The following is a 25971-nucleotide window of genomic DNA, read 5'->3' as shown; positions in this document are numbered from 1 at the left end:
CGGCGCGTTCATCCGAAGATGGCGACGCTCTGCATTTGTTCGGCGACCGGCGTCCCGTCGGCCGACCATATCCCCATATCCTGGCTCGAGGAACCCGCCCGCGCATACGCGGTCCGCGCGCGGAGCAGCCACCAGCCGTCCTCCGTCACAGGCACGGGGCCGAGCAGGTTGAGGAGCCAGGTGAGCGAGCTGAGCGGCATGAACGCGGGCGCGAGCCGCATCGCGGCCGGGGGCAGGCAATCGCCGATCAGTGCGAGCTCGACCTCCGGGTCGAGCCCGGCGCGGTCCTTGACGCGCACCCAGCGGAGCCATTCGGCGGGGTCGCCGCCAGGCTCGCGGCGGTCCACGAACTCGAAATTGCGGATGAAGTCGGGCCCTCGGTCGGTGCCGCTGAAGACACGGTCGGCGGGTTTGGGGCGCGCGAAGTCGGGAGCCTGGCCGACGACGTGATCGATCTTCGAAGCCTGGTCGCGCATGAAGACGAAGACGGCGCGCAGGCCGAGCCCGGCCTCGCTCTCGACATCGGCGTGGATGAAGGCGGCATTGCGGCCACGGCGAAGGCGGGTGGCGCGGATCAGCACGTTGCCCGCGAGCGGACCGATGAAGGACACCTGCGCCGAGCGGAGCGGGGGCAGGTCGACGTCCGACGCCTTTGCGGCGTGGAGCGCAAGCGCGGTGGAGAGGCCGCCGTATGCCGTGCGGCCTTGTAGCCAATTGTCCGGGATAGTGCCGCGCCAGCCGCCCTCGATCGGTTCGAGCGCCTGCAGGATCGCGGGTAAGGTGGTCATGCCGCCGCACCCAGTAGACGGTCGCGGAGCTCGCGCTTCAGGACCTTGCCGATCGCGCTGCGGGGTAGCTCGTCGGTTTGGTGGAGCGCGGACAGGCGTTGGGTCTTGCCGACCTCGCCGTTGAACCAGGCGAGCATGGCTTCTGCGTCCCCCGTCGCGCCGTCGCGGGCGACGTAGAAGCCGACAGGCGTCTCGCCCCAGGCGTCGGACGGCACGCCTATCACGGTCGCGTCGGCGACGGCGGGGTGGCGGAGCAGGACCGCTTCGAGGTCCGATGGATAGATGTTGTAACCGCCCGAGATGATCAGGTCCTTCTTGCGGTCCATGAGGATCAGGAACCCGTCCTCGTCGAAGCGGCCGACATCGCCGTGGCGGATGAAGCGGGTGCCCTTCGCGTCGCGCCACTCGGCGTCGCGGGTGGCGGTCTCGCGGCCGTGATAGCCGGTCATCATGGTAGGGGAGCGACCGACGACTTCGCCCGTCCCGCCGGGCGCGACCTCCCGTCCGTCATCGTCGATCAGGCGGACCTCGTGCCCGGGCATCGGCGGGCCGACGGTGTGGAGCTTGTCGGGATAGGCGGTGCAGTTGAGCGCGCAGCTCGCCCCGCCCTCGGTCATGCCATAATATTCGACGAGGAGCCCGGGCCAGCGGGCGACGATGTCGGCCTTGAGCGCCGGCGAGAAGGGTGCGCTGGTGCAGGTCTTGAAGCGGAAGGACGACAGGTCGAACCGGTCGAAGTCGGGGACCGCCATAATGCGCTGATACTGGACGGGGACGAGCATCGTGTGGGTGGCGCGATGCCGCTCGGCCAGTTCGAGATACCGGCGGGCGTCGAACTTGCCCATCACGACCGCGGTGCCGCCCCAGCCGAGCGTGGGCAGGAAGCTGACGAGCGTGGTGTTCGAGTAGAGCGGGGTGGCGATCATCGTCACCGCGTCGCCGAAGCCCGCCGCCGTGTTGCGCGAGATGTGCGCCCAGCGCATCGCGTGGCTCTGGACGATGCCCTTGGGGGTGCCGGTCGTGCCCGACGAGTAGATGATGTTGAAGCCGTCCTCCGGGCGGATCACGACGGGGGCGGCGCGGGTGTGGGCGGGCGGGAGCCATGCTTCGAGGTCGCCGAGCATGACGGGCCTGGCGGCGAGGTCGCGACCGGCGAGCGCGGCGGCGGCGGGTCCGTCGAGGAAGGCGAGGGTCGCACCGCTGTCGCGGATCATCGCGGCGATCTGGTCGGGGGTGGCGGATGGCGCGATCGGGGCCGCGAGGCAGCCGGCCCGGACCGCGCCGAAATAGGCGACGACCTGCTCGACCGAAGGATGGGCGACGATCGCGACCGCGGTCCCCTGGGCTACGCCGCCCTGCTGAAGCCCGGCGGCGAAGCGGTCGGTCAGGTGGTCGAGCGTGGCGTAATCGACTTCGCGGTGGTCGTCGGCGACGGCGGTCTTGGCCCCACGCTCGGCCGCGTGGAGGCGGAGAAGGTCGGGGAGTGTGGCGAAGTCGGAGGCGAGCAGGTCGGCGGCGGTCATGGGCCGCGATGCTAGGCGAGCCGGAAGCGGGATGCCATACGCGATCTTCGAACGGGAGAAGCGGACATGAACATGGACGGGGCGGTCGCGGTCGTGACGGGCGGGGGTACGGGCATCGGGGCGAGCGTCGTGCGGCGGCTGGCGGGCCGGGGCGTGCGGTGTGTCGTCAACTATGCGTCCAGCCGGGACGAGGCGGAGGCGTTGGCGGGCGAGGTGGGCGGGATCGCGGTCCGGGCGGACGTGGCCGACGACGCCGAGTGCCGGGCGTTGGCCGAGGCAGCGGTCGGCAAGTGGGGCAGGATCGACCTGTTGGTCAACAATGCGGGGCGGACCAAGTTCGCCAACCATGAGGATCTGGACGCGCTCCAGGCCGAGGACTTCGTGGATCTGTACCGGTTGAACACGGTGGCGGCGTTCCAGATGATCCGGGCTTGCGCGGCATCGATGCGCGAGGGCGGGATCGGGTCGGTGGTCAACGTCGCGTCGGTCGCGGGGGTGTACGGAATGGGGTCGTCGGTCGCCTACGCCGCGAGCAAGGGGGCGATGATCACCATGACGCTGAGCCTGGCGCGGGTGCTGGCCCCGGCGATCCGGGTGAACGCGGTCGCGCCGGGATATGTGGGTACGGGCTGGTTCGAGAAGCGGTTGGGGACGGAGGGGTTCGGGAAGCTCAACGAGCGGATCGCGGGCGGGGTGCCGATGGGGTTCGCGACGGGCCCGGACGACATCGCCGGGCCGATCGTCAATTTGCTCGACCCTGCGAGCCGGGTGATCACGGGCGAGGTAATCACGCTCGACGCCGGGTCGCACCTGGATGTGGGGCTGAGCCGGCGGCCCGGGCGCGAGCACTAGCGCGCGGGAGCCGCGCCCTGGCCGAACAGCACCTTCTTCTGTTCGTCGGTCATGCCCGGCGGGGCGTCGTTGACCTGCTTGCCCTTGGCATAGGCGGCGATCGTGGCGGGACGGGCGCGAATGGCGTCGTGCCAGCGGCGGACATTCGGGAAGTCGGCGAGGTCGACGTGATGCCATTCATGCGCGACCGCCCAGGGGTAGCAGGCCATGTCGGCGATCGAATACTCGCCGGCGATGAAATCGCGGCCTTCGAGCCGGCGGTCGAGGACGCCGTATAAGCGATTGGTTTCGCTCTGGTAGCGGGTGATCGCATACGGAACCTGTTCGGGCGCGTAGCGAGTGAAATGGTGGTTCTGGCCCAGCATCGGGCCGAAGCCCGCCATCTGCCACATCAGCCACTCAATGACCTGCAGCCGGTCGCGTGATGAGGCGGGAACGAAGCGATTGGTCTTCTGCGCGAGATAGAGGAGGATCGCGCCGGATTCGAAAACCGAGATCGGCTCGCCGCCGTCCGAGGGTGCGTGGTCGACGATCGCGGGCATGCGGTTGTTGGGGGCGATGGCCAGGAAATCGGGCTTGAACTGGTCGCCCTGGCCGATGTTGACGGGATGGACGCGGTAGTCGAGCCCCGCCTCTTCCAGGAAGAGCGTGATCTTGTGGCCGTTGGGCGTGGGCCAATAATGCAGGTCGATCATGGGGCTTCTCCCGCCGGTTCTTGACCCGGCCGCAGGTGGGGAAGGCGGACCGCGATCACCAGCTTGGCGGCGGCGGCCTGCGCGAAACGCGCAGCTAGCCTCCGCGAAACGCTTAGTTTGCCTCCGCGAAACGCGGATGGCGCTTCGTGCGACGATGCGGCAGAACGGTCGCGACTCGGTGGAGAGAAGCGCGATGACGATCCAGCAGATGCAGCCCGGTTTCACTTTCGCGCCACCTCCAGGCGGGCTTGATAGTTTGCTGAAGGGATTATCGACTACACTTGGCAATCCCGACCTAGGCGCGCTCGCACGGGAGATCGCGACCGTGGCGGTCGATGATCCGGCCAGGGCGGCGGCGCTGTTGATCGCCATCGAGGGAAGGCTGACGCCGGTTCAGGCCGGCGAGCTCCGCTTCGCGTCCGCGACGGCGTTGGAAGACGCGGCGGTCGGCGACACCTCCGATCGCGGTGCGCCGCTGCGGTTCGCCCAGCTTGGCGACGTTGGACCCCGCATTCCGCGCGAATACACGCTTGAGGGCGTCGTCGGCACGATCGGCCGCGGCGTCGCCGACCGCGCGATCGCCGCTACCGCCGCCGCGCGCGAGGCGATGCTCGACGTGACGGTCGGTGCGCCGATACGCGCGACCGAAGCGGTGTTCAACCGGACGGGCCATACCGAAGCGGCTACCCTGCTCCGTGAGTTCCGCACCGGCACTGGGCCGCAGCGGCGGGAGTTCGGTCCGAACGACGCCTTTACTCGCGGCTTTGCTGTGTCGAAGACAACGCGAGAGCATGTGACCATCGCCCTCGCCGACTGGAAAGGTCGCGAGGGCGGCTTGCAGGCGCGGGGCGGCATCTATACAGATTATAAAGGCACATTTATCCCACTCGAGCCGGGAAATACGGACGCCGGAGTTCCTGTGGAGCTGATCGGAACGCCCGAGGCTCACGTGATCGGCTCTTTCACTCTATATGGTAAGCTAGTCGGAGAAGGCGTCGTTGAATGGCGAGCTACGAATACGATGAGCCTACGATCTTTCTTCGCAGGTAACTGGACCGATCGGATCGGTTTCAATATGGTCGACAATAATCAGAGGCCCGGAGCTTATGGCGATACAAAGCAGGCGGTGACATGGCGGACCGATTTAAACGGCAATATTGCTCGATAAAATGCCGACTTACCTTCTCGGGCTCGCGGCGGTGGTCGCTTTGAGCGGGTGCACGGTGAAGCGTTCTGATCTATTCGGTCATTATGAGGTCGTGGGTGAAGATCAGGGAGCCACATTGGATATCGAAGCACCTAATCGATATCGATTTTGTTATGTCGGAAAATGTTCGGATGGCACTTTCAAGTTTGGGAGGGAGTTGAGCGAAGGAGTTGGGCGCATAACCTTCGACGGTGCTGAACTGGAAAATTACATAATCTCCTTTCACCAGAGGCAGTATGGACCCAGCAAGGTATATGAGCAGAGAGGGCGATGGCAGAGCATAGACCTGACATACGAGCTCAATCTGCCCGGGCCGCTCATTTCCGTGGATGCAGGAAGCGAGACCGCCTTTATGAAACGATGATCTAGTAGCTGTGAGTGGCGTCGGCGATCATTCGTGAAGTAAGAGCCTTTGCGCTTGGTGCGGTTTGATGGCATGGCGGCGGGCATACCCGATCTTCCAATTTAAGGAACCGATCCGATGGCCGCTGCCCCCCAGACCATGACCGACCCGCAGGACGCGTTCCGCCAAGAAGTGCGCGCGTGGCTTGCCGAGAACTTCCCGCTTGCGCTCGCGCACAAGGACAATGCCATGTCCGCGATCGACGGGCCCGGCGATCAGACCGACGAACAGGCGGCGTGGCAAAAGGCGATGGGCGCGAAGGGGTGGGGCGTCCCGACCTGGCCCAAGGCGTATGGCGGTGGCGGGCTGGAGCGTCCCGAGGCACGCGTGCTGCAGGAGGAGATGAACCGGATCGGCGCGTGGAACCCGATCGGCGGCATGGGCGTGATGATGTTCGGGCCGACGTTGCTGGAATACGGGTCGGAAGAGCAGAAGCAGGAGCATATTCCGGGCATTGCCACCGGCACGGTGCGGTGGTGCCAGGGTTATTCGGAGCCGGGCGCGGGGTCGGACCTCGCGGCGCTGCAGATGTCGGCGGAGGATAAGGGCGACCATTACCTCGTCAACGGCCAGAAGACGTGGACGAGCGGCGGTCAGTGGGCGCACAAATGCTTTGCGCTGGTCCGCACCGACCGGAGCCACAAGCATGCGGGCATAAGCTTCCTGCTGATCGACATGGATGCTGCGGGCGTCGAGGTGAAGCCGATCCGGCTAATCTCGGGCGCGTCGCCGTTCTGCGAGACGTTCTTTACCGACGTGAAGGTGCCCAAGGGCAATCTGGTCGGCCAGGAGGGTCAGGGCTGGGCGATCGGCACCCGGCTGCTCCAGCATGAGCGGTCCAGCCTGTCGGGCGGGGGCTCCACGGGCCGCATGATGGCGGGCGACGCGATCAGCGCGATCGCCAAGCGGTACCGGGGCGTGGATGATCGAGGACGGCTGAGCGACGGCGACCTGCGGATGCGGCTGGTGCGGCACGAGATGGACGCGCGCGCCTTCGCGCTGACGCTCCGGCGCGCGGCGTTGGAGGCCAAGTCGAACTCGGGGCCGAGCGCGGCGACGTCGATCATGAAGAATGTCGGCGCGCGCGTGACGCAGGACCGCGCGGAACTGGGCGTCGAGATCATGGGGATGCAGGGGCTGGGCTGGGAGGGCGAAGGCTTTTCCGAGGCCGAGTTGACGCAGACGCGGACCTGGTTGTGGGGCAAGGCGGTGTCGATCTATGGCGGGTCGAGCGAAATCCAGAATAACGTGATCGCCAAGCGGATACTCGGGATGACCGAGGCGGCGTGAGGTCAAAACCCTCTCCCGCTTTTGTGGAAGAGGGAAAGACGCGCATAGCGCGGCGAGGGTGAGGGACGGGCCTGTCCGGGCAAGGTCCGGCCCTCACCCTGGCGCTTACGCGCCTGTCCCTCTCCCGCGAAAGCGGGAGAGGGTTCGATAATCAGGAGAGGGCGATATCATGGCCGTGCTGAACGACGAACAGGTGATGCTGCGCGACATGGCGCGCGAGTGGGCGGACAATGAGCAGCCCGTGACCGCGTTCCGTAAGCTGCGCGCCGCCGCGCCGACCGAGGGGTACGACCGCGAGGCGTGGGGGACGATCGGCCAGATGGGCTGGGCGGGGATCGTCGTGCCCGAGGAGCATGGCGGGTCGGCGTTCGGATATCTGTCGCTCGGGCTGGTGGTCGAACAGCTGGGGCGCAATCTGGTCGCGACGCCGCTGGCGAGCGTCGGGCCGGCGGCCACCGCGATCGCGGTGGGGTCCGACGAGAACGCCAAGGCCGAGTGGCTGCCGCGCATCGCGGGCGGCGAGGTCGTGGCGACGCTGGCGGTGGACGAGGGCCCGCATCATAGCTTGGAGAATCTGCGCACCCGTGCCGAGGGCGGTCGGCTGACGGGCGTGAAGGCGTTCGTCGCGGAAGGGGACTCGGCCGCGCTGTTCGTGGTCGCGGCCGCGGACGGGCTGTATCTGGTGGCTGGCGACGAGGGCGTGACGCGCTCGCCGCGCGCGATGGCCGATCACCGCAGCCATGCGGAAGTGCGGTTCGAGAGTGCGCCCGCCATGCGGCTGGGCGGGCCCGAGCTGACCGCGGCGGTCGTCGACCGGGCGACCGCGGTAATCTGCGCGGAGATGCTGGGCATGGCCGAGCAGGCGTTCGGCGTGACCAACGACTATCTCAAGACGCGCGTGCAGTTCGGGCAGAAGCTGTCGACGTTCCAGGCGCTCCAGCACCGGATGGCCAAGCAGCTGACCGAGCTGGAGCTGATGCGGTCGACCGTGGAGGCGGCGCTGGAGGCGATCGATGCGGGACGGTCCGACCTCGACCAGGCGGTCAGCCTGGCCAAGGCGGGCGCGGGCGAGACGCTGAAGCTCGTCAGCCGCGAGATGGTGCAGCTGCATGGCGGCGTCGGTATGACCGACGAGTATGATGCGGGATTCTATCTCAAACGCTCGGCGGTGCTGGAGGCGATGTGGGGCAACGCGGCCCACCACCGCGAGCGGTTTGCGCGGTTGAACGGGTACTGATCGCCCGCGAAAGCACATGGCCGTTTACTTGCGATAGAAATTATGGTCCGGTTTTCTATGCTGGATTAGAAGACGTAGCAGATATGTCACAGGGTCGCACATATCCTCGTTCATTCGAGCGAAACCACGCTTGACGCGGCGTCCTTCGGCGGGGCAATTCGAACCTAGGGTACGGGACGCCGAGACGTCCGCCATTTAGGAGAGATTGATGCTCAAGCCGCAGTTCCTGGCCGCGTCCGCGCTGTCGGCGATGGTCCTGGCGTTCGCCGCCCCCGCGGCCGCGCAGACGAACGCGCCGGTGGGCGCGCCGCAGGACCGGCCGGGCGACGCCATGTCGTCGCCCGCGCCCGGCCAGACGACCGCGGCCGGACAGGAACAGACGACCGGTTCCCCGTCGGGCGCGCTCGACGGGGAACCGGCGGGGGGCGACGAGGTCGCGACCGGCGGCGATATCGTCGTCACCGCGCAAGGGCGCGCGCAGGCGCTGGCCGACGTCCCCGTCGCGATCTCGGCGGTCAGCTCGGAAAGCCTGGCGCTGTCGGGCGCGAACGACATCCGCCAGCTCAACCAGCTCGCGCCGTCGCTCCTCGTTTCGTCGACGGGCTCGGAGGCGAACGGCTCCCCCCGCATCCGCGGCATCGGCACGGTGGGGGACAACCCCGGTCTGGAAAGCTCGGTCGTGGTGTTCATCGACGGCGTCTACCGCTCGCGCTCGGGCATCGGCCTGAACGAACTTGGCGAGATCGAGCGGATCGAGGTATTGCGCGGTCCGCAGGGCACGCTCGGCGGGCGCAACTCGTCGGCGGGCCTGATCTCCATCGTCTCCAAGCGGCCCGAGTTCGAGTTCGGCGGCACCGCGGAGGCGACCTACGGTAATTACGACTTCCTGCGTTTCGCAGGTGGGATCACGGGGCCGCTGACCGAAACGATCGCAGCGCGGGTCGACGGCGTCTATGTTGAGCGCGACGGTTTCTACCGCGATCCCGCGAACGACACGCGGGTCAACGACCGCGATCGGTATTTCGTGCGCGGGCAGCTGCTGTTCCAGCCCAACTCCGACATCAGCGTCCGCCTGATCGGCGATTACAGCAAGCGCAAGGAAGCGTGCTGCGCGGCGACCTATGTCGGGCCGACGGTCAGTCCGTTGATCGGGAACCTCAACAACCCCGCACCGCGTGGACCGAACGGCGTCGGGCTCGTCAACGCCGCCGACAACAACAACATCACCGCGGTCCTACGCGATCTGGGCCAGGATGTGGGCGCGTTCAATCAGGGCTATAGCCGCCGTTTGTCGCTGACCCCGGGCCGCCGGTTCGCGGGAGAAACGCAGGATTACGGCTTTTCCGGCCAGATCGACTGGGATTTCGGTGGGGTCAACCTGACGTCCATCACCGCCTATCGCGATTACTATAACGAGCAGGGAGGCGACGCCGACTCCAGCACGGTGGACATCCTGTATACGGCCAACGACGGCAACAGCCGCCGCGCGTTCCGGACCTTCACGCAGGAAGTCCGGCTCCAGGGCACGCTGTTCGACGAGAAGCTCGACTGGCTGGTCGGCGGTTTCTACGCCAACGAGAAGTTCGACGGGCGGTCGAACCTGCGGTTCGGCAGCCAGTATGGACGATTCGCGACTTGCCGAATCATCTCGGGCGGGGCCTTGGCGGGGCTCTACTCGCCGGGGAGCCCCGGTTGCGTGGTGCCGGGCGTCGGCCCCGCGACGCTGCGCGGCGCGGCCGGCCCGATCTCGGGCAACGACGTCGCCAACGGCTTCGCGCTGCTCGACACGCTGAACGATCGGGGGTCGACCCGCGAGGATTATCGTCAGCGCGCGCGCAGCTTCGCGGCGTTCACGCACAACATCATCCATGTGACCGACACGGTCGACCTGACGCTGGGCCTGCGCTACACCGACGAGCGCAAGCGCTTCTCGGCGTCGTTCGGCAACGACAACACCGTGTGCACCGGCCTGCAGAACACGCTCACCGACGACCTGACCAGCGTGAACCCGACCGCGCGCGCGCTGGCGGCCGGTTTGATCGGGTTGGGTTGCCAGGGCAACTCGACCGCCGAGCTGAACGGCGTGTCGATCCGCGACAAGCGCAGCGAGGACGAGTTCACCGGCACCGCCATCCTGTCCTGGAAGCCGATCGACGACCTGCTCCTCTACGGCAGCTATTCGCGCGGGTACAAAGCGGGCGGCTTCAACTTCGATCGCTCGGCTCTCAAGGCGCCGTTGCAGCCCAATGCTTCGGGACAGCCGACGACCACCTTCGCGGCGCTGGGCGGCGCGCAGGCGCTCGTCGGCAACCTTCAGTTCGAGCCGGAGACGGTCAACGCCTACGAAATCGGCGCGAAGTACGGGACCGGCCCGTTCACGCTGACGGTGGCGGGATTTCGGCAGGAGTTTGAAAGCTTCCAGCTCAACACCTTCGACGGCACCGTGTTCATCGTCCAGAACGTCAACGGCTGCACGTCGAGCCTGGGCGGCGGCGACCGGGATCAAAGCAAATTCGCGGCCGCGTCGAACTTCAGCGCGGCGGCGACGACGACGGGCGCCTGCGCGTCGGACGATGTGAGCTACGGCGTCGTGTCGCAGGGCGTCGAGATCGAGGCGCAGCTGGTGCCGGCGCGCGACATCCGCGTCGGGCTGGGCGTGACCTATGCCGACACCAAGTTCCGCAACAACCTGGTCGGCAACAACGCGGGCGGGCCGTTGAACCAGGCGTTGCGCAAGCTGCCGGGCGACAATCTGTCCAACGCGCCCGAGGTGGTCGCCACGGGATCGTTCGCCTGGACGCCGCCGATCGGCGGGTCGGGGCTGTCGGGCCTGTTCTATGTCGATACCCGCCTGTCGAGCGACTACAACACCGGGTCCGACCTGTTCCCGCAAAAGGAGCAGGACAGCTTCGCGCTGGTAAATGCGCGCGTCGGCGTACGTGGACCGGACGAGGCCTGGTCGCTCGAGTTCTGGGGCCAGAACATCCTGAACAAGCAGTATGCGCAGGTTGCGTTCAACTCGCCCTTCCAGGAAGGCGGGGTCAGCGCCGCGTTCCAGGATCCGCAATATCCCGGTGGACGCCAGATCTTCTCGCAGTATCTGGCGGAACCGCGCACCTATGGCATCACGCTCCGGGGCAAGTTCTGATCGCGCCCCCGGCGCATACCGTCGGTTGATGGGCCGCCGTCCGGATCACCCCGGACGGCGGCCTTTTCGTTGAGGCGAAAGCGAGGATCCCGATATGGCCAGCCATCCCACCGCAGCTCCGGAGGCAGGCGCCGAGATGGCGGACGCGCGGGCGATGCGCAGGCGCGGGCTGACGCTCGGGCTGCTGACGCTGACCTATTTCTTCAGCTACATGGACCGGCAGATCCTCGCCATCCTGCTGGAGCTGATCAAGGCGGACCTGAAGCTGTCCGACACGCAGCTGGGGCTGCTGTCCGGCCTGGCCTTCGCCGTCTTCTACGCGACGCTCGGCGTGCCCGTCGCCAGGCTCGCCGACCGCGCCAATCGCCGCAACATCATCGCGGTCGCGCTCACGCTATGGAGCGCGATGACGGCGCTGTGCGGCCTGGCCCAGAACTTCGCGCAGCTGCTGGTCGCGCGCATCGGCGTGGGCGTGGGAGAGGCGGGATCGAGCCCGCCCAGTCACTCGATCATCGCCGACCTGTACCCGCCGGACAAGCGCGCGGGGGCCATGGCGATCTATTCGACCGGCGTGGTGCTGGGCGGCGGGTTCGGCACGATGATCGGCGGCTATGTCGCGAGCCTGTACGGCTGGCGGTGGGCGATGGTCGTGGTGGGGGTGCCCGGCGTCATTCTGGCGCTGTTCGTACGCTGGCTGGTGGTGGAACCAAGGCGCGGCATGTCCGATCCGGCGCGCGAGCCCGATACGAGCGCCATGCCCTCGGTCGGCAGCGCGTTCACCGCCATGTGGCGCAACGGGCCGGCGTTCCATCTCGTCATGGCGGTCACGCTCACCTCGCTGATCGGCTACGCGCTGACGGGCTGGGGGCCGAGCTACCTCCAACGTTCGTTGGGTTATACGGTACGCGAGGTGGCGCTCGTCTTCGCTCCGCTCGCCGCGGTGGCGGGGACGGTCGGCGGCCTGGCCGGCGGCGCGATCGCCAATCGCGCCGCCGCCAGCCGGGGGCTTCACGCGCAGAGCTGGATGGTGGCGCTCCTGAAGCTCGCGGCGTTGCCGTTCATGCTCGGCTTCTACCTGACGGACGACCGCACGCTTGCCTTGATATTCTACGCGCTCAACTATCTGCTGGCGTCCAGCTATCTGGGGCCCACCTTCGCGCTGATCCAGGGGCTCGCGCCGCTCAGGATGCGTGCGATGTGGGCGGCGGTCACGCTTCTGGTCATCAACCTGATCGGTCTTGGACTGGGCCCGACGATGATCGGGCTGCTCAGCGATCTATTGAAGCCGGCGACGGGCGCGGAGTCGTTGCGCTGGGCGCTGGTATGCGTGGGCGCGCTGACGCCGTGGCCGATTTGGCATTATTGGCGGGCTGGGGTGCTACTGCGGCAGCGGGAGACGGCTGGCGAAGTCCGTTCATCAATCTAAGCGAATCGCGGATGGCGCGACGACCCTGCCCGTGCAATTTGGTCATGCAGAGTCGCAGGAGACGGTGTCATGACCATCGGTAACGCGGTAGCCACTACGGTCGGTAATCGGGAAGTACGACGCTCCGCCGGTCCGGGCGCGGGACGCACATCGGCCGTCTCGCTCGATCGGCATCTCGCGGCCGCAAGTCCATTGGCGCGCTTCGGATCGTCCCCCGGATCGAGCTATGTCGTGAAGGCCGGGGATACGCTCGACAGGATCGCGCGCGCGCACGGCACGACGTGGCAGACGCTCGCGCGGATCAATGGCATCGCCGATCCGGACCGGATCTTTCCCGGTCAGGCGGTTATGCTGCCCACGGGCGCGTCGACGAGCCACACCGTGCGGCGGGGCGATACGCTCGGCGCGATCGCGGCGGCCAACGGCACCACGGTCGGCGCGCTCGCTCGCATCAACGGGTTGACGAACCCCGACCGAATATTCTCGGGCCAGACGATACGGATCGGGGGTGCGCCGTCCTCGGCCGGCACGTCCGCGCCCGCCGCTGGAGCAGAGCGGGTCGCGGCCCCCCGGACCGGCGCGCCCGCCGCGTCGGCGACGGATCACCGGCTGGGCGGATTGTCCGAGGTCTACGAGAGCGGCAACCGGGGATCGGGCACCGTGTCGCCGGGCACCAACGATCCCGGCGGCGTGTCCTACGGCGTATATCAGCTGTCGACCAAAGCGGGCACGATGCAGTCGTTCATGCGGAACGAGGGCGCGCGGTGGGCCGGCGAGCTCGCGGGCGCTCCGGGATCGCGAACGTTCAGCGACGGGTGGCGGGCGATCGCGGCCCGCGAGCCCGAGGCATTCCGCGCGGCGCAGCATTCCTTTATCCAGCGGACGCATTACGAGCCGGCGTTGGCGGCGGTGGCTGGGCGGACCGGGCTCGACCTGAACGGCCGCCATAGTGCGGTGCGCGATGCGGCCTAGTCGGCGTCGGTGCAGCACGCCGGGGCCGCGACGATCCTCAACCGCGCGGTCGCCGCAACCGATGCTCAGGTCGCGCGTACCGACGCGGGGTATGACCGCGCGTTGATCAACAACATTTACGCGACGCGGACCGCGTACGTCTTGGACGTCGCGGCTAATCCCAGACTGTCCGCGGGCGAACGCGCGCAGCTGATCGGCGTCACGCGCAATCGCTACCCGGCCGAGTTGCGTGATGCGGTTCGGATGCTGGACACGGCTCCCGCTTCGGTGGCGGGACCCCCGCCCGCCGCTGCATCGACCCCGACGGGAACGATCAATGGCAACGTCGCGGCGCGCGAAAACGGCGTGTCGGTCAAAAACGCGCGTGTCCAGATGGACCGGCTCGATGCGAGCATGGGGCCGGTTATCTCGGCGGTGGCGCAGACGGCGCGCGAGCTCGGTCTCCCGCGCCCGGTCATCACTTCGGCCAACGACAGTCGTCACAAGAACGGATCGCTGCATTACGACAACCGCGCGCTCGATTTTCGCGGCAACAACATATCGATCGCCGACGGGCAACGGCTGGAGGCGGCGGTCAAGGCGATCCTAGGCCCTGGCTATGACGTGGACTTCGAGACCTTCGCCAATGCGAGCAACAATCACCTGCATGTCGAATATGATCCGAACTGAGGCCGATTCGCCTGCGCGCCGGGTGGCGGGCCGGATAGGGTGGGCGTGATGATCGGAGTACGAGCTGGCTACGCCATGGTGGCATTACTCGCCGCCGCCTGCGATCCCGCCGCCGTGCCTGCCCGGCAGGACCGGGCCACAGCGCCGCGAGTGGTCGCGCCCAAGCGGGATGCGTCGACGTCTCCCGCCGCGTCCGCCCGGATCGATCCGCCGGTCGGTACCGCGCGGTCGCAGATCGTCGACCGGGCGGACATACAGGTGAGCGGCGAGCCGGCTTGCGCCTTCACGATCCGGTATAGGGGCGCCGTCGACCAGCCCGTGACCTGGAACAAGGAGCCGTGCGCCGCCATCACGGCTAGGTTCATACCGCTGGCCACACTTCGCGAGTTGGGCAAGGGTGAGCGCCTGTCGCCCGAAGCGCTCGCCGATCTGGAGCGGACGCCGGGAAAGTCGGTGTTCTATATCGAAAGCACGTTCACCGCGTCGATCTATCCGCTAAACAGCGCCGGGCGCGTGTACGAAGTCCCCGTGGCGGACTGACCCAGCGGCCGGTCTAGCCGTCCTGGATGGCCTGATCGTCGAACAGCCCGAACAGCAGGGTCGATGCGTACATTCGGATCGCGCGGTCGCGGGGCATGGTGCCGGCCCATTTGCGCATGTCGAAGGCGGCGTTCTGGAGCGCCATGAGCGCTTGCGCCGCGATCAGCGCGTCGACGGGGCGGATCGACCCCTCCGCCATGCCGTCCATGATCGTGCCCGCATAGCGCCTGGCGATGCGGTTGGAGCGGTCGACCATCGCCGAGCGCACCTGCGGCGGCAGGCCCGACAGCGCGGTGGTGCGGAGCAGGGGACCTTGCTTGGAGAACTGGACATCGAGCAAGGTGGCGATCGCGCTCGACAAGCGGCGCCACTCGCTGCCGCCGCCATGTTCGGCAAGCGCCTGGGCCGCGCCGATCGTGTCGAAGCTGCGCTTGTAGCAGGCGGTCACCAGATCGTCCTTGGCGTCGAGATGGTGGTAGAAGCTGCCCTTGGTGACATTCAGCTCCGACGCGATGCGCTGCACCGACGCGCCGCGATAGCCGAGTTCGTTGATGAGGCGTGTCGCGGCGAGCAGGAACGCCTCGCGGCCGGGCACGGGATCGTCATGCGGCAGATCCAGGATCGCCGGCGCCCAACGCTCGCCGGGGGCGGCGAGGCCGTGGCGGAATACGTCCATCAACCGCGCCTCGGCGCGGTCGAACTGGTCGGGCTCGTAGCGGTTCAGCCAGGCGGGCACCCAGAACACGTTTTCGAGCAGGACGTGCGCGCGCGCGCCGTTCAGGTCGGTGGCGGCGCGGCCGGGGGCCTCGCCCCATAAGCCGCGCGTGCGGCGGAACACGCGCTGCCAGCCGGCCATGAGCCGACCGCGCACCGGATCCTCCGTCGCGCGCAAGTCGGACAGGACGGCGAACGCGGTCTCCTGCCCTAGCTGGATGCGGCGGAGCCGGTCCATGTTGAGGCGGAGGAAGCGGGCGACGCGGGCCGGCGGATCGGGCTCGCGCGCCGCCTCGTCCAGCATCGCGGCGAGCGTGTCGAGCGTGTGCTCGAAGGCGGCGGCGGCCAGATCCTCCTTGCGGCGGAAATAGTAGGTCACGCTGGTGGTGTTGAGGCCGACGCGGCGCGCGACGTCGGCGAAGGTCATCCCCCGCGCGCTCTGTTCGTTGATCGCCTGTGCCGCGGCCGCGAGGATGGCGTCGCGTTTCGCGCGGAAACGCTTGGTGCCGGCCTCTTCCGCAGCGGCGCCTGTGTCCGGGGCCTGCATGGACGTGATCCTATCACGACCGTTTCGAAGAACCAGTCCCCTTGGAACGACGAAGCAAGGGTGCGATCCACACTTTACCGAATAGGCGGTACGGCCTAGATATTGTGCCGACATATCAGAGGAGCGCGACCATGGACTTCACGCTGAGCGAGCGGGAAACCTATTTCCGGAACCGGGTGCGCGACTTCATCGCGCAGCATATCGCGCCGCGCGATCACGAATATCACGAGCAGGCGAACGCCGGCGAGCGGTGGAAGGTTCTGCCCGTGATCGAGGAGGTCAAGGCGATCGCCAAGGCGCAAGGGTTGTGGAACTTCTTCATGCCCCCGCATTCCGGCCAGACGCATGTCGACGACACGTTCGAGTTCGAGGGCACGCAGCTCACCAACGCCGAATACGCGCTGTGCGCCGAGGAGATGGGGAAGATCGGCTGGGCGTCCGAATGCTTCAACTGCTCCGCGCCCGACACGGGCAACATGGAGGTATTCCACCGCTACGGTACGCTGGAGCAGAAGGAGCGGTGGCTGCGCCCACTGATGCACGGCGAAATCCGCTCGGCGTTCCTGATGACCGAGCCCGCCGTGGCGTCGTCGGACGCCACCAACATCGAGACGCGGATCGAGCGGGACGGCGATCATTACGTCATCAACGGGCGCAAATGGTGGTCGTCGGGGGTGGGCGATCCGCGCTGCGCGATCGCGATCGTCATGGGCAAGACCAATCCGGAGGCGTCGCGGCACTCGCAGCAGAGCCAGATCCTGGTGCCGCTAGACACGCCGGGCGTCCGCATAGAGCGAATGCTGTCGGTCTACGGCTACGACCACGCGCCCCATGGGCACGGCGAGGTCGTGCTGGAGAATGTGCGGGTGCCCGCCGAGAACATCCTGTTGGGCGAGGGGCGCGGGTTCGAGATCGCGCAAGGCAGGCTCGGGCCGGGGCGCATCCATCATTGCATGCGGACGATCGGGACCGCCGAGACCGCGATCGAGGCGATGGCCAAGCGGCTGCTGAGCCGTGTCGCGTTCGGCAAGACGATCTCCAGCCAGTCGGTGTGGGAGGAGCGGATCGCGCGCGCGAGGATCGACATCGAGATGACGCGGCTGTTGTGCCTGAAGGCGGCGGACATGATGGACCGCGCGGGCAACAAATCGGCGCAGCTGGAGATCGCGATGATCAAGGTGCAGGCGCCGACGATGGCGCTCAAGATCCTGGACGACGCGGTGCAGGCGCATGGCGGCGGCGGGGTATCGGGCGATTTCGACCTGGCGGGGCAGTGGGCGTCGCTCCGCACGTTGCGCTTCGCGGACGGACCGGACGAGGTCCATAACCGGGCGATCGCGCGCAACGAGTTCGGGAAGTACGCCGATTACCGCGCGACGCCGCCCGAGCGGCCGGTATCGGCACCGGTGCGGAGCGATCAGGTGCAGACGGGGGGAGGGCAGGAGCTGTCGAGCGGCGATATGGCGGTCGCGCGCTGAGCGGTTCACACTCCGTCATCCCCGCGCAAGCGGGGACCCAGCACCGGCCGCGCGCTTAAAGGCGACGGATCGTGATCGGGTCGATGGTGGGAGTTGAGTCCCCGCTTGCGCGGGGATGACGGGTTGGGAGTGAATAGTTGAAAGCCGCCGTCCTCTTCGAAGCGAAGACGCCTCTCTCCATCGAGGATGTGACCGTCTCGCTCCCCGCGGCGCGCGAGGTGCTGATCCGTACGCATGCGGTGGGCATATGCCGGTCGGACCTCCATTTCATCGACGGGGCGTTTCCGCATCCGGTACCGACGGTGCCGGGGCACGAGGCGGCGGGGGTGGTCGAGGCGGTCGGTTCCGACGTCGCACACCTGAAGCCGGGCGATCACGTCATCACCTTTTTCACGGCCTTTTGCGGGACGTGCGAATTCTGCATTTCCGGACGGCCGTCGCTGTGCCTCGACCCGTCGACCAGACGGCCGCAGACCGCGCCGCCGCGCCTCGCGCTTGGCGACGGTACGCCGCTCGCACCGTTCCTGAACCTGTCGGCCTATGCCGAGATGATGCTGGTGCATGAGAACGCCTGTGTCGCGATCTCGAAGGAGATGCCGTTGGTGCAGGCGGCCTTGATCGGCTGCGCGGTGATCACGGGAGCGGGGGCGATCTTCAACGACTCCAAGCTCAAGCCCGGCGAAACGGTCGCGGTGATCGGCGCGGGCGGGATCGGGCTGGCGGCGGTCAATTCCGCCAAGATCGCGGGAGCGGGCCGGATCATCGTGATCGATCCTGTCGCCGACAAGCGCGCGCTGGCGGAGAAGCTCGGCGCTACCGACACGCTCGACGCGGGCGATCCGGACGTGGGAAAGAAGGTGCTTGCGATGACGGGCGGCGGCGTGAATTACGCGATCGAGGCGGTCGGGCGGCCGGAGACGGCGGAGCTGGCGTGGGCGGTGCTGAGGCGGGGCGGGACCGCGACGATCCTGGGCATGATCGCGCCGGGCAAGTCGGTGACGATCCCCGGGCCGAGCTTCCTGTCGGGCAAGAGGATGCAAGGATCGCTGCTGGGATCGACGCAGTTCCCGGTCGACATGCCGCGCCTGGTCGCGATGTATCTCGACGGGCGGCTCGATCTCGACGCGATGGTGGCGGAACGGATTACGTTGCCCGAGATCAACGACGCGATGGCGAAGCTCAGGACCGGCGATACGACGCGCAGCGTGGTGGTGTTCGCATGAGCGACGCGGGCGCGAGCATGGTCGGCACCATCGCGGTCGAGGACAGGGATCGGCTCGATCTCGACCGGTTGTCCGCGTGGATGGGCGAGCATGTGGACGGGTACGGCGGGCCGCTTTCCTACGCCAAGTTCGCGGGCGGGCAGTCGAACCCCACCTACCGGCTGGACACGCCGGGCCGCGCATACGTGCTGCGCCGCAAGCCGTTCGGCCCGATCCTGCCGTCCGCGCATGCGGTCGACCGCGAATACCGGGTGATCGCGGGGCTGCATCCGACGGGTTTCCCGGTGCCGCGCCCGTACGGGCTGTGCGAGGATGCGGGCGTGCTCGGATCGGCCTTCTACGTCATGGAGATGGTGGAGGGGCGAACGATCTGGGACGGATCGATGCCGGGTGCGACCGCGACCGAGCGGACGGCGCATTATCACGAGATCGTCGACACGCTCGCCCGGCTTCACAACACCGACCATGTCGCGGCGGGCCTGGGCGAGTACGGCAAGCCCGGCAATTATTTCGAGCGCCAGGTCGCACGTTGGACCAAGCAGTACCGCGCGGCCGAGACCGGGCGGATGGAGCCGGTCGAACGGCTGATCGAATGGCTGCCGCGCACGGTGCCCGAACAGACGCGCACCAGCGTCGTGCACGGCGATTACCGCATCGACAACATGATCTTCGCAGGTAGCGAACCGCGGGTCGTCGCGGTGCTCGATTGGGAGCTGTCGACGCTGGGCGATCCGCTCGCCGATTTCTCGTATTTCCTGATGAGCTGGGTGACGCAGCCCGAGGGTCGGTCGGGCGTGATGGGCCTGACCGGGCCGGAGACGGGCATCCCGACGATCGAGGAGGTGACCGCGCGCTACTGCGCCGCGACCGGGCGGGACGGCGTGCCCGATCTGAACTGGTACTTCGCTTATAATCTGTTCCGGCTGACGGGCATCGTCCAGGGTATCAAGAAGCGCATGGAGATCGGCACCGCGTCGAGCGCGCAGGCCGAACGGTCGGTCGCGCGCCTCGACGCGCTGGCGGAGGCGGCATGGGGCTTCGCGGTCAAGGCGGGGGCATGAACGGATGAGCCAGTTCGACCTGACTGGGAAGGTCGCGATCGTCACCGGATCCTCGCGCGGGATCGGGCGCGCTTCGGCGTTCGAGCTGGCGGAGCACGGCGCGAAGGTTGTTATTTCCAGCCGCAAGCAGGATCCTTGCGACGAGGTCGCGGCGGAGCTCAACGGGAAATACGGCGAGGGGACGGCGATCGCGGTCGCGGCCAGCATCTCCGAGAGGGCGGCGCTCCAGCGTCTGGTCGACGAGACGCGCGCGCAACTCGGGCAGGTCGACGTGCTCGTCTGCAATGCCGCGTCGAACCCGTATTACGGACCGCTTGCGGAGATCACCGACGAGCAGTTCCGCAAGGTGCTCGACAACAACATCCTGTCGAATCACTGGCTGATCCAGATGGTCGCGCCCGAAATGCTGGAGCGCGGGGAGGGGTCGATCGTGATCGTGTCCTCGATCGGTGGCCTGCGCGGGTCGCCCGTCATCGGAGCGTATAACGTGTCCAAGGCGGCGGACTTCCAGCTCGCGCGCAACTACGCGGTGGAATACGGGCCGCGCGGGGTGCGGGTGAACTGCATCGCGCCGGGGCTGGTGCGCACCGATTTCGCGCGGGCGCTGTGGGAAGATCCGGAACGCATCCGCGCCGCCAACGAGCAGGTGCCGCTCAGGCGCATCGGCGAGCCGCACGAGATAGCGGGGGCGGTGGTGTTCCTGGCGTCGAGCGCGTCGAGCTTCATGACGGGACAGGCGATCGTAGTGGATGGGGGCGTGACGATATGAGGTTCGTCGGCAAATCGATCATCGTCACCGGAGCCGGATCGGGCATCGGCCGCGCCGCGGCGACGCTGTTCGCGGCGGAAGGCGGGTCGGTGGTGGTCGCCGACAAGACCGAGGGCGCGGACGAGACGGCGCGGCTGATCGTAGAGGCGGGCGGGGTCGCAAAGGCGATCCGCATCGATGCAGGGCTGGAGGAGGACGTCGCGCGCGCGGTCGAGATCGCGGTCGGAGAGTTCGGTGGTCTGGACGTGATGTTCGCCAATGCCGGCATCTCGGGCGGGATGGCGAACATTTTCGACACGGACGTGGCGCTCATCGCGGAAGTGTTGCGCGTCAATCTGATCGGGCCGTTCCTGGCGATCAAGCATGCCGGGCCGCGCATCGCGGAGCGGGGCAGCGGCGCGATCGTGCTGACCGCGTCGGTCGCGGGCATCCGGTCGGGGGCGGGGTCGCCCGCCTATTCCGCGTCCAAGGCGGGCGTGATCAACCTGGCGCAGGTGTCGGCGCAGCAATTCGCGGGTTCGAACGTCCGTGTGAATGCAATCTGCCCCGGGCTGACCGAGACGGGGATGACCAAGCCGACGTTCGACTATGCGCGCGAGGCGGGGAAGAGCGACCGGATCGGGCGGCTGAATCCGCTGCGACGGGGAGCGCAGCCCGAGGAGCTGGCGCGGGTGGCGCTGTTCCTGGCCTCGGACGATGCGAGCTACGTCAACGGGCAGGCGATCGCGGTCGATGGCGGGCTGTCGTCGAGCCATCCAGTGACGAAGCAGGAATACGGCCGCACCGCGGTGTAGGATCATCAGGTGGCCGCGCGGGCGACCGCTGCAATCCGCCAAGGTCGCCGGCGCGCGCCGGAGCTATGGTTACCCGATCGTAACGCCCACCACCCGCCAGCCGCCATCCTCGCGATCGAGCGTGACCGTTTCCAAAGCCTCGGCCTTGTTGGCGAAGCGGGTACGAAACTTCACGACTTCATAGCCGGAAGGCGGCGCGGGAAGATTTTCCTGACTGACGAATGCCCGCGAGATGACGGCACCCAGCGGCGCGCGCACCTTCTCTGATACGGTCGCCCAGACCTGGGCGGTGTTCAGCTTGCGGAACGAAGTACCGGTCGCCCGGTAGCTTCCTTCCCAGCGTCCCTGATCGACCAAGGCCAGCCATCGACGGGCCGAGTCCACCACTTCGGCGTCGGAAGCCGGGCGCGAAGCGGTCGATATTGGTGACGGGGGATCGACGAATAAAGGCGAGCCGAAGAAAGCCAAGAGGCCGAGAGCGAGCGTCATGAGAAAGACTCCGATCATGATCCAGGGAGGGCGGTGCGCCCGTCCCACGCCGATGATCGGCGCCGGTCCCCCGTCCACCCGAGGACCATCCGGGTCTGCCCCGATTTGCGTGTCCCCACATAAATCGTGGGTCGGCGAACCCGACCCGTCGCCTTCCGCCGCAAGCAACAGACGCGCGGCCTCCCGGCTGCTCGACACCGCGAGCTTCCGACGCGCGTCCCGAAGCCGTTCGTTGATCGTGTGGACCGAGAGCCCGAGACTGCGGGCCGTGGATTTCGCATCGTGACCGCGGACGATCAAGCGAAGGGTCTGCTTCTCCTTTTCGGTCAGCGCCCGAAGACCTTCTTTCGCCCGCGGGTCCATATCCGTCGGGATCTAGGTCAGGCACGAAGTCGCATCCACCCCGAAAAATTCGTCTCGTGTAGGTCGAGCGAGGATCGGCGTGCTGTCGATTAGCGGACGATCGCCGCTATCCGAGCTACTCGCGTAGGCGGATCAGGCCTTCCTGGGCGACGCTCGCGACCAGTCGGCCGTCCTGTGCGAAGATGCGGCCGCGGTTGAAGCCGCGGGCGTGGCCGGCCCAGGGGCTGTCGGTCGTATAAAGCAGCCACTCGTCGGCGCGGAACGGTTCGTGGAGCCAGAGCGCGTGGTCGAGGCTGGCGGTCTGCAAGTTGTGGGTCATCCAGTTGACGCCGTGGGGCAGCGTGCAGGTGCCGAGCAGCGCCATGTCGGAGGCGTAGGTCACGATTGCGCGGTGCATCGCGGGGTCGTCGCCGATCGACGCGGCCAGGCGGAACCAGCTCGCCTGGGCGGGGTCGCGCTTTTCGGGGTGCATCCAGCTGCGGGCGTGAACGGGCCTGATCTCGATGGGGCGGGGGCGGAGCAGGTGCTTGCGCCATTTCTCGGGCACGTCGGCCTGCATCTCGAGGCGCAGGTCGCGTTCGGAGCGTAGCTCGTCCGGACCGGGCACGTCGGGTGCCGCGTCCTGATGATGTAGCCCGCCCTCCGGCACCTGGAGCGAGGCGGTGAGGCTGAGGATGGGCTGGCCGCCTTGCGTCGCGACGACGCGGCGGGTGGCGAAACTGCGGCCCTCGAAATCGCGCACCACCCGGTAGATGATCGGATGATCCTCGTCGCCCGGGCGCATGAAATAGGCGTGGAGCGAGTGGGCGGTCTTGGGTTCGTCGGTCGAGCGCTCGGCGGCTTGGAGCGCTTGCGCGATCACTTGGCCGCCGAAGACGCGGCCTACGCCGCCGGGTTGGCGAGGGCCGCGATAGAGGTCGGTGTCGAGCTGTTCGATGTCGAGGAGCGCGACGAGCGCGGCGACGAGCTGATCGGGCGGGGTGTCGGCGGGGGTGTTCAGGTCCATGTATTTCCTATTCACCCTCTCCCGCTTTCGCGGGAGAGGGAAAGACGCGCGCAGCGTGGCGAGGGTGAGGGTCGGACCTCTCCGGGACAGGCCCGGCCCTCACCCTGGCGCTAACGCGCCTGTCCCTCTCCCGCGAAAGCGGGAGAGGGTTGGCTCAGTACCCTGCCAGCCTCGCCAATCTGTCAGCGTGGTAGTTCGCGTCGCCGAACATCTCCGCCAGCACGCGGGCGCGTTTCATGAAGAAGCCGATGTCGTACTCGTCGGTCATGCCGATGCCGCCATGCATCTGGATGCCTTCCTGGACCGAGAGCGTCGTCGCCGCGCCGCTCACGGCTTTAGCGACGGAAACGGCTTCGTCGGCGCGCTCGTCGCCTGCATCGAGGAGCTGCTGCGCCTTGAGTACGGCGGCGCGGGCGACCTCCATCTCGGAATAGAGATGCGCGGCGCGGTGTTGGAGCGCTTGGTAGCTGCCGATCACGGTGCCAAACTGGCGGCGCTGCTTAATGTAGCCCATCGTCATGTCCATCGCGCCACCGCCGACGCCCATCAACTCGGCCGACGCGCCGGTGCGGCCGGCGCGGAGCAGGCGGTTCAGCGGGTCGCGACCGGTGTCGACCTCGCCGATCACCGCGTCGGCCGTGACCTCGACGCCCGCGAACTCCAGGCGCGCGGCGATCGAGGAGTCGGCCAGGCGCTCCGGGCCAGCGGTCAGGCCGGCGGCGTCGCGCTCGACCGCGAATAGCGTGACGCCGTCCTTGTCGGTATCGGACCCGGCAGTGCGCGCGGCGACGATGAGAAGATCGGCGACATGGCCGTGGGTGACGAACCGCTTGGCCCCGGTCAGGCGGAAGCCGTTGCCCGAGCGTTCCGCCTTGAGCCCGACCGCGTCACCGAACTTGGCGCGCTCGTCGATCGCCAGCGCGGCGACGGTCTCGCCCGCGACGATGCCGGGAAACCAGCGTTCGGCCTGGGCGGTGCCCTTGAGCGCGGCGACCGCGGCGACTGCGGTGGCGAGGAACGGGGAGGGGGACAGGTTGCGGCCGATCTCCTCGAGCACGACGCCCGCCTCGACATGGCCTAGACCGAGGCCGCCGTGATCCTCGCCGATCAGGATGCCGGTGAAGCCCATTTCGGCGAACCGCTTCCACAGATCGCGGGAGAAGCCGGTGGGGTCGTCGGCGTCGCGTAAGCCGCGCAGGTGCGAGACGGGAGCGGCGTCGGCTACGAAATCGCGCGCGGCGTCGCGGAGCATGGTCTGTTCGTCATTGAGGAAGAGGGGCATTCTTTACTCCTAATCCCTCTCCCGCTTTCGCGGGAGAGGGTGGCCGAGCGTAGCGAGGTCGGGTGAGGGCACTTCCGGGCACGGTCCGGCCCTCACCCTGGCGCTTACGCGCCTGTCCCTCTCCCGCGAAGGCGGGAGAGGGTTGGGGTTAGGCGGAAGGCAGTTCCAGGATGCGCTTGGCGACGATGTTGAGCTGGACCTCGCTGGTGCCGCCCTCGATCGAGTTGGCCTTGGTGCGGAGCCACGCGCGGGCGGAGGCACCGCCGTTCGTGCGGTCGCTCTCCCATTCGAGCGCGTCGGAGCCGCCGGCCGTCATGATCAGCTCGTTGCGGTGCTTGTTCAGCTCGGTGCCGACATACTTCATCATCGACGGCTGGGCGGGGTGCGCCGTCCCGTGCTTGAGCTCGTCGATGAAGCGTTCGGACATTGCGCGGAAGGCTTGGGTGCGGACCTCGAAATGCGCGATCTGCGCGCGGAGCAGCGGATCGGCGAGGCGGCCGTCGGCGTCGAGGCCGATCGTCGCGATCGCACCCGCGACGAGCGGGCTCTCGCCCTGGCCGCCCAGGCCCATGCCCGAGATCATCTCGCGCTCGTGGCCGAGCAGATATTTGGCGACGTCCCAGCCCTTGTTCTCGTCATGGATGCGGTTGCGCTTGGGTACGCGGACGCCGTCCATGAACGTCTCGCAGAAAGGCGAGTAGCCGGAAATGAGCAGGATCGGCTTGGTCGAGACGCCGGGGCTGGCCATGTCGAACAGCACGAAGCTGATCCCGCCCTGTTTCGATTCCTTGCTGGTGCGGACGAGACAGAAAATCCAGTCGGCCTTGTCGGCGTAACTGGTCCAGACCTTCTGACCGTTGACGATGTAATCGTCGCCGTCGCTCTCTGCCGAGGCGGCGAGGCCGGCGAGGTCGGAGCCGGCGTTGGGTTCGGAATAACCCTGGCACCAGCGGATCTCGCCGCGCGCGATCTTGGGGAGGTGGTCGAGTTTCTGCTCCTCGGTGCCGTATTTCAGGAGCGCGGGCCCGAGCATCGAAATGCCGAAGCTGTTCAGGGGATTGCGGGCGCGGAGGCGGGCCAGCTCCTCGCGCAGCACCTTGGTCTCGGCGGCGCTCAGGCCCCCGCCGCCATATTCGGTCGGCCAGTCGGGGACGGTCCAGCCGCGTGCGCCCATGCGATCGAGCCAATCCTTCTGCGCGGGGCTGGAAGGCTGGAAGTTGCGTCCGCCCCAGCACACGTCGCTGTCGGAGCGGAGCGGCTCGCGCATCTCGGGCGGGCAGTTCTCCTCCAGCCAGGCGCGGGTTTCGGTGCGGAATTGGTCGAGGTCGGTCATGGCTTGAGCTCCGTGACTAGGTCGTGCGCCGCCTTCGCGACGGCGATGGCGGTGTGGTCGTGGTGGAAGTCGGCGATAACCTGCGCGCCGATTGGGAGGCCGTTCGCGTCGCGGCCGATCGGCACCGAGCAGGCGGGCAGGCCGGGGAAAGAAGCAAGTCCG

Annotated in this window: 22 protein-coding genes; 14 read left to right on the top strand and 8 right to left on the bottom strand. The window is 67.7% G+C overall.

Going from position 1 to position 25971, the window contains the following annotated elements:
- Positions 1-8: 8 nt before the first annotated feature.
- Together ACFE7F_RS03425 and ACFE7F_RS03420 are read right to left on the bottom strand one after the other, a co-directional pair.
- Entirely contained in the window at positions 9-788 is a 780-nt protein-coding gene (locus tag ACFE7F_RS03425) for a thioesterase family protein (protein ID WP_375402443.1), read from the bottom strand.
- Positions 785-2311 carry a class I adenylate-forming enzyme family protein gene (locus tag ACFE7F_RS03420; RefSeq protein WP_375402442.1) on the bottom strand — a complete coding sequence of 509 codons (1527 nt, stop codon included), beginning with the start codon at positions 2309-2311 and terminating at the stop codon, positions 785-787. Before ACFE7F_RS03420 ends, ACFE7F_RS03425 begins: the two co-directional genes overlap by 4 nt.
- A 66-nt stretch (positions 2312-2377) precedes the next feature.
- Between ACFE7F_RS03420 and ACFE7F_RS03415 the strand changes: the two genes are divergently transcribed.
- Entirely contained in the window at positions 2378-3163 is a 786-nt protein-coding gene (locus tag ACFE7F_RS03415) for an SDR family NAD(P)-dependent oxidoreductase (RefSeq protein WP_375402441.1), read from the top strand.
- Here the strand turns inward: ACFE7F_RS03415 and ACFE7F_RS03410 are convergent.
- Positions 3160-3858 (bottom strand): glutathione S-transferase N-terminal domain-containing protein, encoded by a 699-nt coding sequence (locus ACFE7F_RS03410; RefSeq protein ID WP_375402440.1) that lies wholly within the window; start codon positions 3856-3858, stop codon positions 3160-3162. The two genes, ACFE7F_RS03415 and ACFE7F_RS03410, sit on opposite strands and share 4 nt — an antisense overlap.
- Positions 3859-4219: 361 nt before the next feature.
- On the opposite strand from ACFE7F_RS03410, the gene ACFE7F_RS03405 reads away from it, so the two are divergent.
- From ACFE7F_RS03405 to ACFE7F_RS03370, 8 genes are all read left to right on the top strand, one after another.
- The gene (locus ACFE7F_RS03405) at positions 4220-5026 is read left to right on the top strand and encodes a hypothetical protein (RefSeq protein WP_375402439.1); all 807 of its coding nucleotides are present in this window, start codon (positions 4220-4222) and stop codon (positions 5024-5026) included.
- 520 nt (positions 5027-5546) lie between these two features.
- The gene (locus ACFE7F_RS03400; RefSeq protein ID WP_375402438.1) at positions 5547-6758 is read left to right on the top strand and encodes an acyl-CoA dehydrogenase family protein; all 1212 of its coding nucleotides are present in this window, start codon (positions 5547-5549) and stop codon (positions 6756-6758) included.
- A gap of 169 nt (positions 6759-6927) precedes the next feature.
- Positions 6928-7995, top strand: coding sequence for an acyl-CoA dehydrogenase family protein (locus ACFE7F_RS03395; RefSeq protein ID WP_375402437.1), 1068 nt, complete (start codon positions 6928-6930; stop codon positions 7993-7995).
- 208 nt (positions 7996-8203) lie between these two features.
- Complete coding sequence (locus ACFE7F_RS03390) at positions 8204-11143, top strand: TonB-dependent receptor (RefSeq protein ID WP_375402436.1); 2940 nt, start codon at positions 8204-8206, stop codon at positions 11141-11143.
- A 94-nt stretch (positions 11144-11237) separates the two neighbouring features.
- Complete coding sequence (locus ACFE7F_RS03385) at positions 11238-12569, top strand: spinster family MFS transporter (RefSeq protein ID WP_375402435.1); 1332 nt, start codon at positions 11238-11240, stop codon at positions 12567-12569.
- Positions 12570-12638: 69 nt separating this feature from the next.
- Positions 12639-13541, top strand: a complete 903-nt coding sequence (locus ACFE7F_RS03380) for a LysM peptidoglycan-binding domain-containing protein (protein WP_375402434.1) — start codon at positions 12639-12641, stop codon at positions 13539-13541.
- Positions 13542-13550: 9 nt separating this feature from the next.
- Complete coding sequence (locus ACFE7F_RS03375) at positions 13551-14210, top strand: hypothetical protein (RefSeq protein ID WP_375402433.1); 660 nt, start codon at positions 13551-13553, stop codon at positions 14208-14210.
- 48 nt (positions 14211-14258) lie between these two features.
- Positions 14259-14750, top strand: coding sequence for a hypothetical protein (locus ACFE7F_RS03370; RefSeq protein ID WP_375402432.1), 492 nt, complete (start codon positions 14259-14261; stop codon positions 14748-14750).
- Positions 14751-14763: 13 nt separating this feature from the next.
- Here the strand turns inward: ACFE7F_RS03370 and ACFE7F_RS03365 are convergent, their stop codons facing one another.
- Positions 14764-16011 (bottom strand): TetR/AcrR family transcriptional regulator, encoded by a 1248-nt coding sequence (locus tag ACFE7F_RS03365; RefSeq protein WP_375402431.1) that lies wholly within the window; start codon positions 16009-16011, stop codon positions 14764-14766.
- A gap of 131 nt (positions 16012-16142) precedes the next feature.
- On the opposite strand from ACFE7F_RS03365, the gene ACFE7F_RS03360 reads away from it, so the two are divergent.
- The 5 genes from ACFE7F_RS03360 (at position 16143) to ACFE7F_RS03340 (ending at position 21336) form a co-directional block, all read left to right on the top strand.
- A complete protein-coding gene (locus ACFE7F_RS03360) occupies positions 16143-17489 on the top strand; it encodes an acyl-CoA dehydrogenase family protein (RefSeq protein ID WP_375402430.1) in 1347 nt (448 codons plus the stop codon).
- A gap of 137 nt (positions 17490-17626) precedes the next feature.
- Complete coding sequence (locus ACFE7F_RS03355) at positions 17627-18712, top strand: Zn-dependent alcohol dehydrogenase (protein ID WP_375402429.1); 1086 nt, start codon at positions 17627-17629, stop codon at positions 18710-18712.
- Entirely contained in the window at positions 18709-19773 is a 1065-nt protein-coding gene (locus ACFE7F_RS03350; RefSeq protein ID WP_375402428.1) for a phosphotransferase family protein, read from the top strand. The genes ACFE7F_RS03355 and ACFE7F_RS03350 overlap by 4 nt, the downstream gene beginning before the upstream one ends.
- Before the next feature lie 4 nt (positions 19774-19777).
- Positions 19778-20542, top strand: coding sequence for an SDR family NAD(P)-dependent oxidoreductase (locus tag ACFE7F_RS03345; RefSeq protein WP_375402427.1), 765 nt, complete (start codon positions 19778-19780; stop codon positions 20540-20542).
- The gene (locus tag ACFE7F_RS03340) at positions 20539-21336 is read left to right on the top strand and encodes an SDR family NAD(P)-dependent oxidoreductase (RefSeq protein WP_375402426.1); all 798 of its coding nucleotides are present in this window, start codon (positions 20539-20541) and stop codon (positions 21334-21336) included. The genes ACFE7F_RS03345 and ACFE7F_RS03340 overlap by 4 nt, the downstream gene beginning before the upstream one ends.
- 69 nt (positions 21337-21405) lie before the next feature.
- Here ACFE7F_RS03340 and ACFE7F_RS03335 read toward each other — a convergent pair whose 3' ends face one another.
- From ACFE7F_RS03335 to ACFE7F_RS03320, 4 genes are all read right to left on the bottom strand, one after another.
- Positions 21406-22188 carry a DUF4019 domain-containing protein gene (locus ACFE7F_RS03335; protein ID WP_375402425.1) on the bottom strand — a complete coding sequence of 261 codons (783 nt, stop codon included), beginning with the start codon at positions 22186-22188 and terminating at the stop codon, positions 21406-21408.
- Between the two features lie 115 nt (positions 22189-22303).
- Positions 22304-23194 (bottom strand): acyl-CoA thioesterase, encoded by an 891-nt coding sequence (locus tag ACFE7F_RS03330; RefSeq protein ID WP_375402424.1) that lies wholly within the window; start codon positions 23192-23194, stop codon positions 22304-22306.
- 154 nt (positions 23195-23348) lie between these two features.
- On the bottom strand, positions 23349-24476 hold the full coding sequence (locus tag ACFE7F_RS03325) for an acyl-CoA dehydrogenase family protein (RefSeq protein ID WP_375402423.1): 1128 nt from the start codon (positions 24474-24476) through the stop codon (positions 23349-23351).
- 148 nt (positions 24477-24624) lie between these two features.
- On the bottom strand, positions 24625-25809 hold the full coding sequence (locus tag ACFE7F_RS03320; RefSeq protein ID WP_375402422.1) for an acyl-CoA dehydrogenase family protein: 1185 nt from the start codon (positions 25807-25809) through the stop codon (positions 24625-24627).
- Between the last annotated feature and the right edge of the window lie 162 nt (positions 25810-25971).

The organism is uncultured Sphingomonas sp., assembly GCF_964235535.1.
In the GTDB taxonomy this organism is placed as follows: Bacteria; Pseudomonadota; Alphaproteobacteria; order Sphingomonadales; family Sphingomonadaceae; genus Sphingomonas.
This window is presented reverse-complemented; position numbering and strand designations above follow the sequence as displayed.

Bases quoted from the DNA above. Each gene is read 5' to 3' on its own strand.
- ACFE7F_RS03395 (WP_375402437.1), top strand. From the start codon at position 6,928: ATGGCCGTGCTGAACGACGAACAGGTGATGCTGCGCGACATGGCGCGC.
- ACFE7F_RS03410 (WP_375402440.1), bottom strand. From the start codon at position 3,858: ATGATCGACCTGCATTATTGGCCCACGCCCAACGGCCACAAGATCACG.
- ACFE7F_RS03320 (WP_375402422.1), bottom strand. From the start codon at position 25,809: ATGACCGACCTCGACCAATTCCGCACCGAAACCCGCGCCTGGCTGGAG.
- ACFE7F_RS03400 (WP_375402438.1), top strand. From the start codon at position 5,547: ATGGCCGCTGCCCCCCAGACCATGACCGACCCGCAGGACGCGTTCCGC.
- ACFE7F_RS03420 (WP_375402442.1), bottom strand. From the start codon at position 2,311: ATGACCGCCGCCGACCTGCTCGCCTCCGACTTCGCCACACTCCCCGAC.
- ACFE7F_RS03335 (WP_375402425.1), bottom strand. From the start codon at position 22,188: ATGGACCCGCGGGCGAAAGAAGGTCTTCGGGCGCTGACCGAAAAGGAG.
- ACFE7F_RS03350 (WP_375402428.1), top strand. From the start codon at position 18,709: ATGAGCGACGCGGGCGCGAGCATGGTCGGCACCATCGCGGTCGAGGAC.
- ACFE7F_RS03365 (WP_375402431.1), bottom strand. From the start codon at position 16,011: ATGCAGGCCCCGGACACAGGCGCCGCTGCGGAAGAGGCCGGCACCAAG.
- ACFE7F_RS03370 (WP_375402432.1), top strand. From the start codon at position 14,259: ATGATCGGAGTACGAGCTGGCTACGCCATGGTGGCATTACTCGCCGCC.
- ACFE7F_RS03380 (WP_375402434.1), top strand. From the start codon at position 12,639: ATGACCATCGGTAACGCGGTAGCCACTACGGTCGGTAATCGGGAAGTA.
- ACFE7F_RS03330 (WP_375402424.1), bottom strand. From the start codon at position 23,194: ATGGACCTGAACACCCCCGCCGACACCCCGCCCGATCAGCTCGTCGCC.
- ACFE7F_RS03390 (WP_375402436.1), top strand. From the start codon at position 8,204: ATGCTCAAGCCGCAGTTCCTGGCCGCGTCCGCGCTGTCGGCGATGGTC.
- ACFE7F_RS03345 (WP_375402427.1), top strand. From the start codon at position 19,778: ATGAGCCAGTTCGACCTGACTGGGAAGGTCGCGATCGTCACCGGATCC.
- ACFE7F_RS03425 (WP_375402443.1), bottom strand. From the start codon at position 788: ATGACCACCTTACCCGCGATCCTGCAGGCGCTCGAACCGATCGAGGGC.
- ACFE7F_RS03340 (WP_375402426.1), top strand. From the start codon at position 20,539: ATGAGGTTCGTCGGCAAATCGATCATCGTCACCGGAGCCGGATCGGGC.
- ACFE7F_RS03360 (WP_375402430.1), top strand. From the start codon at position 16,143: ATGGACTTCACGCTGAGCGAGCGGGAAACCTATTTCCGGAACCGGGTG.
- ACFE7F_RS03325 (WP_375402423.1), bottom strand. From the start codon at position 24,476: ATGCCCCTCTTCCTCAATGACGAACAGACCATGCTCCGCGACGCCGCG.
- ACFE7F_RS03385 (WP_375402435.1), top strand. From the start codon at position 11,238: ATGGCCAGCCATCCCACCGCAGCTCCGGAGGCAGGCGCCGAGATGGCG.
- ACFE7F_RS03415 (WP_375402441.1), top strand. From the start codon at position 2,378: ATGAACATGGACGGGGCGGTCGCGGTCGTGACGGGCGGGGGTACGGGC.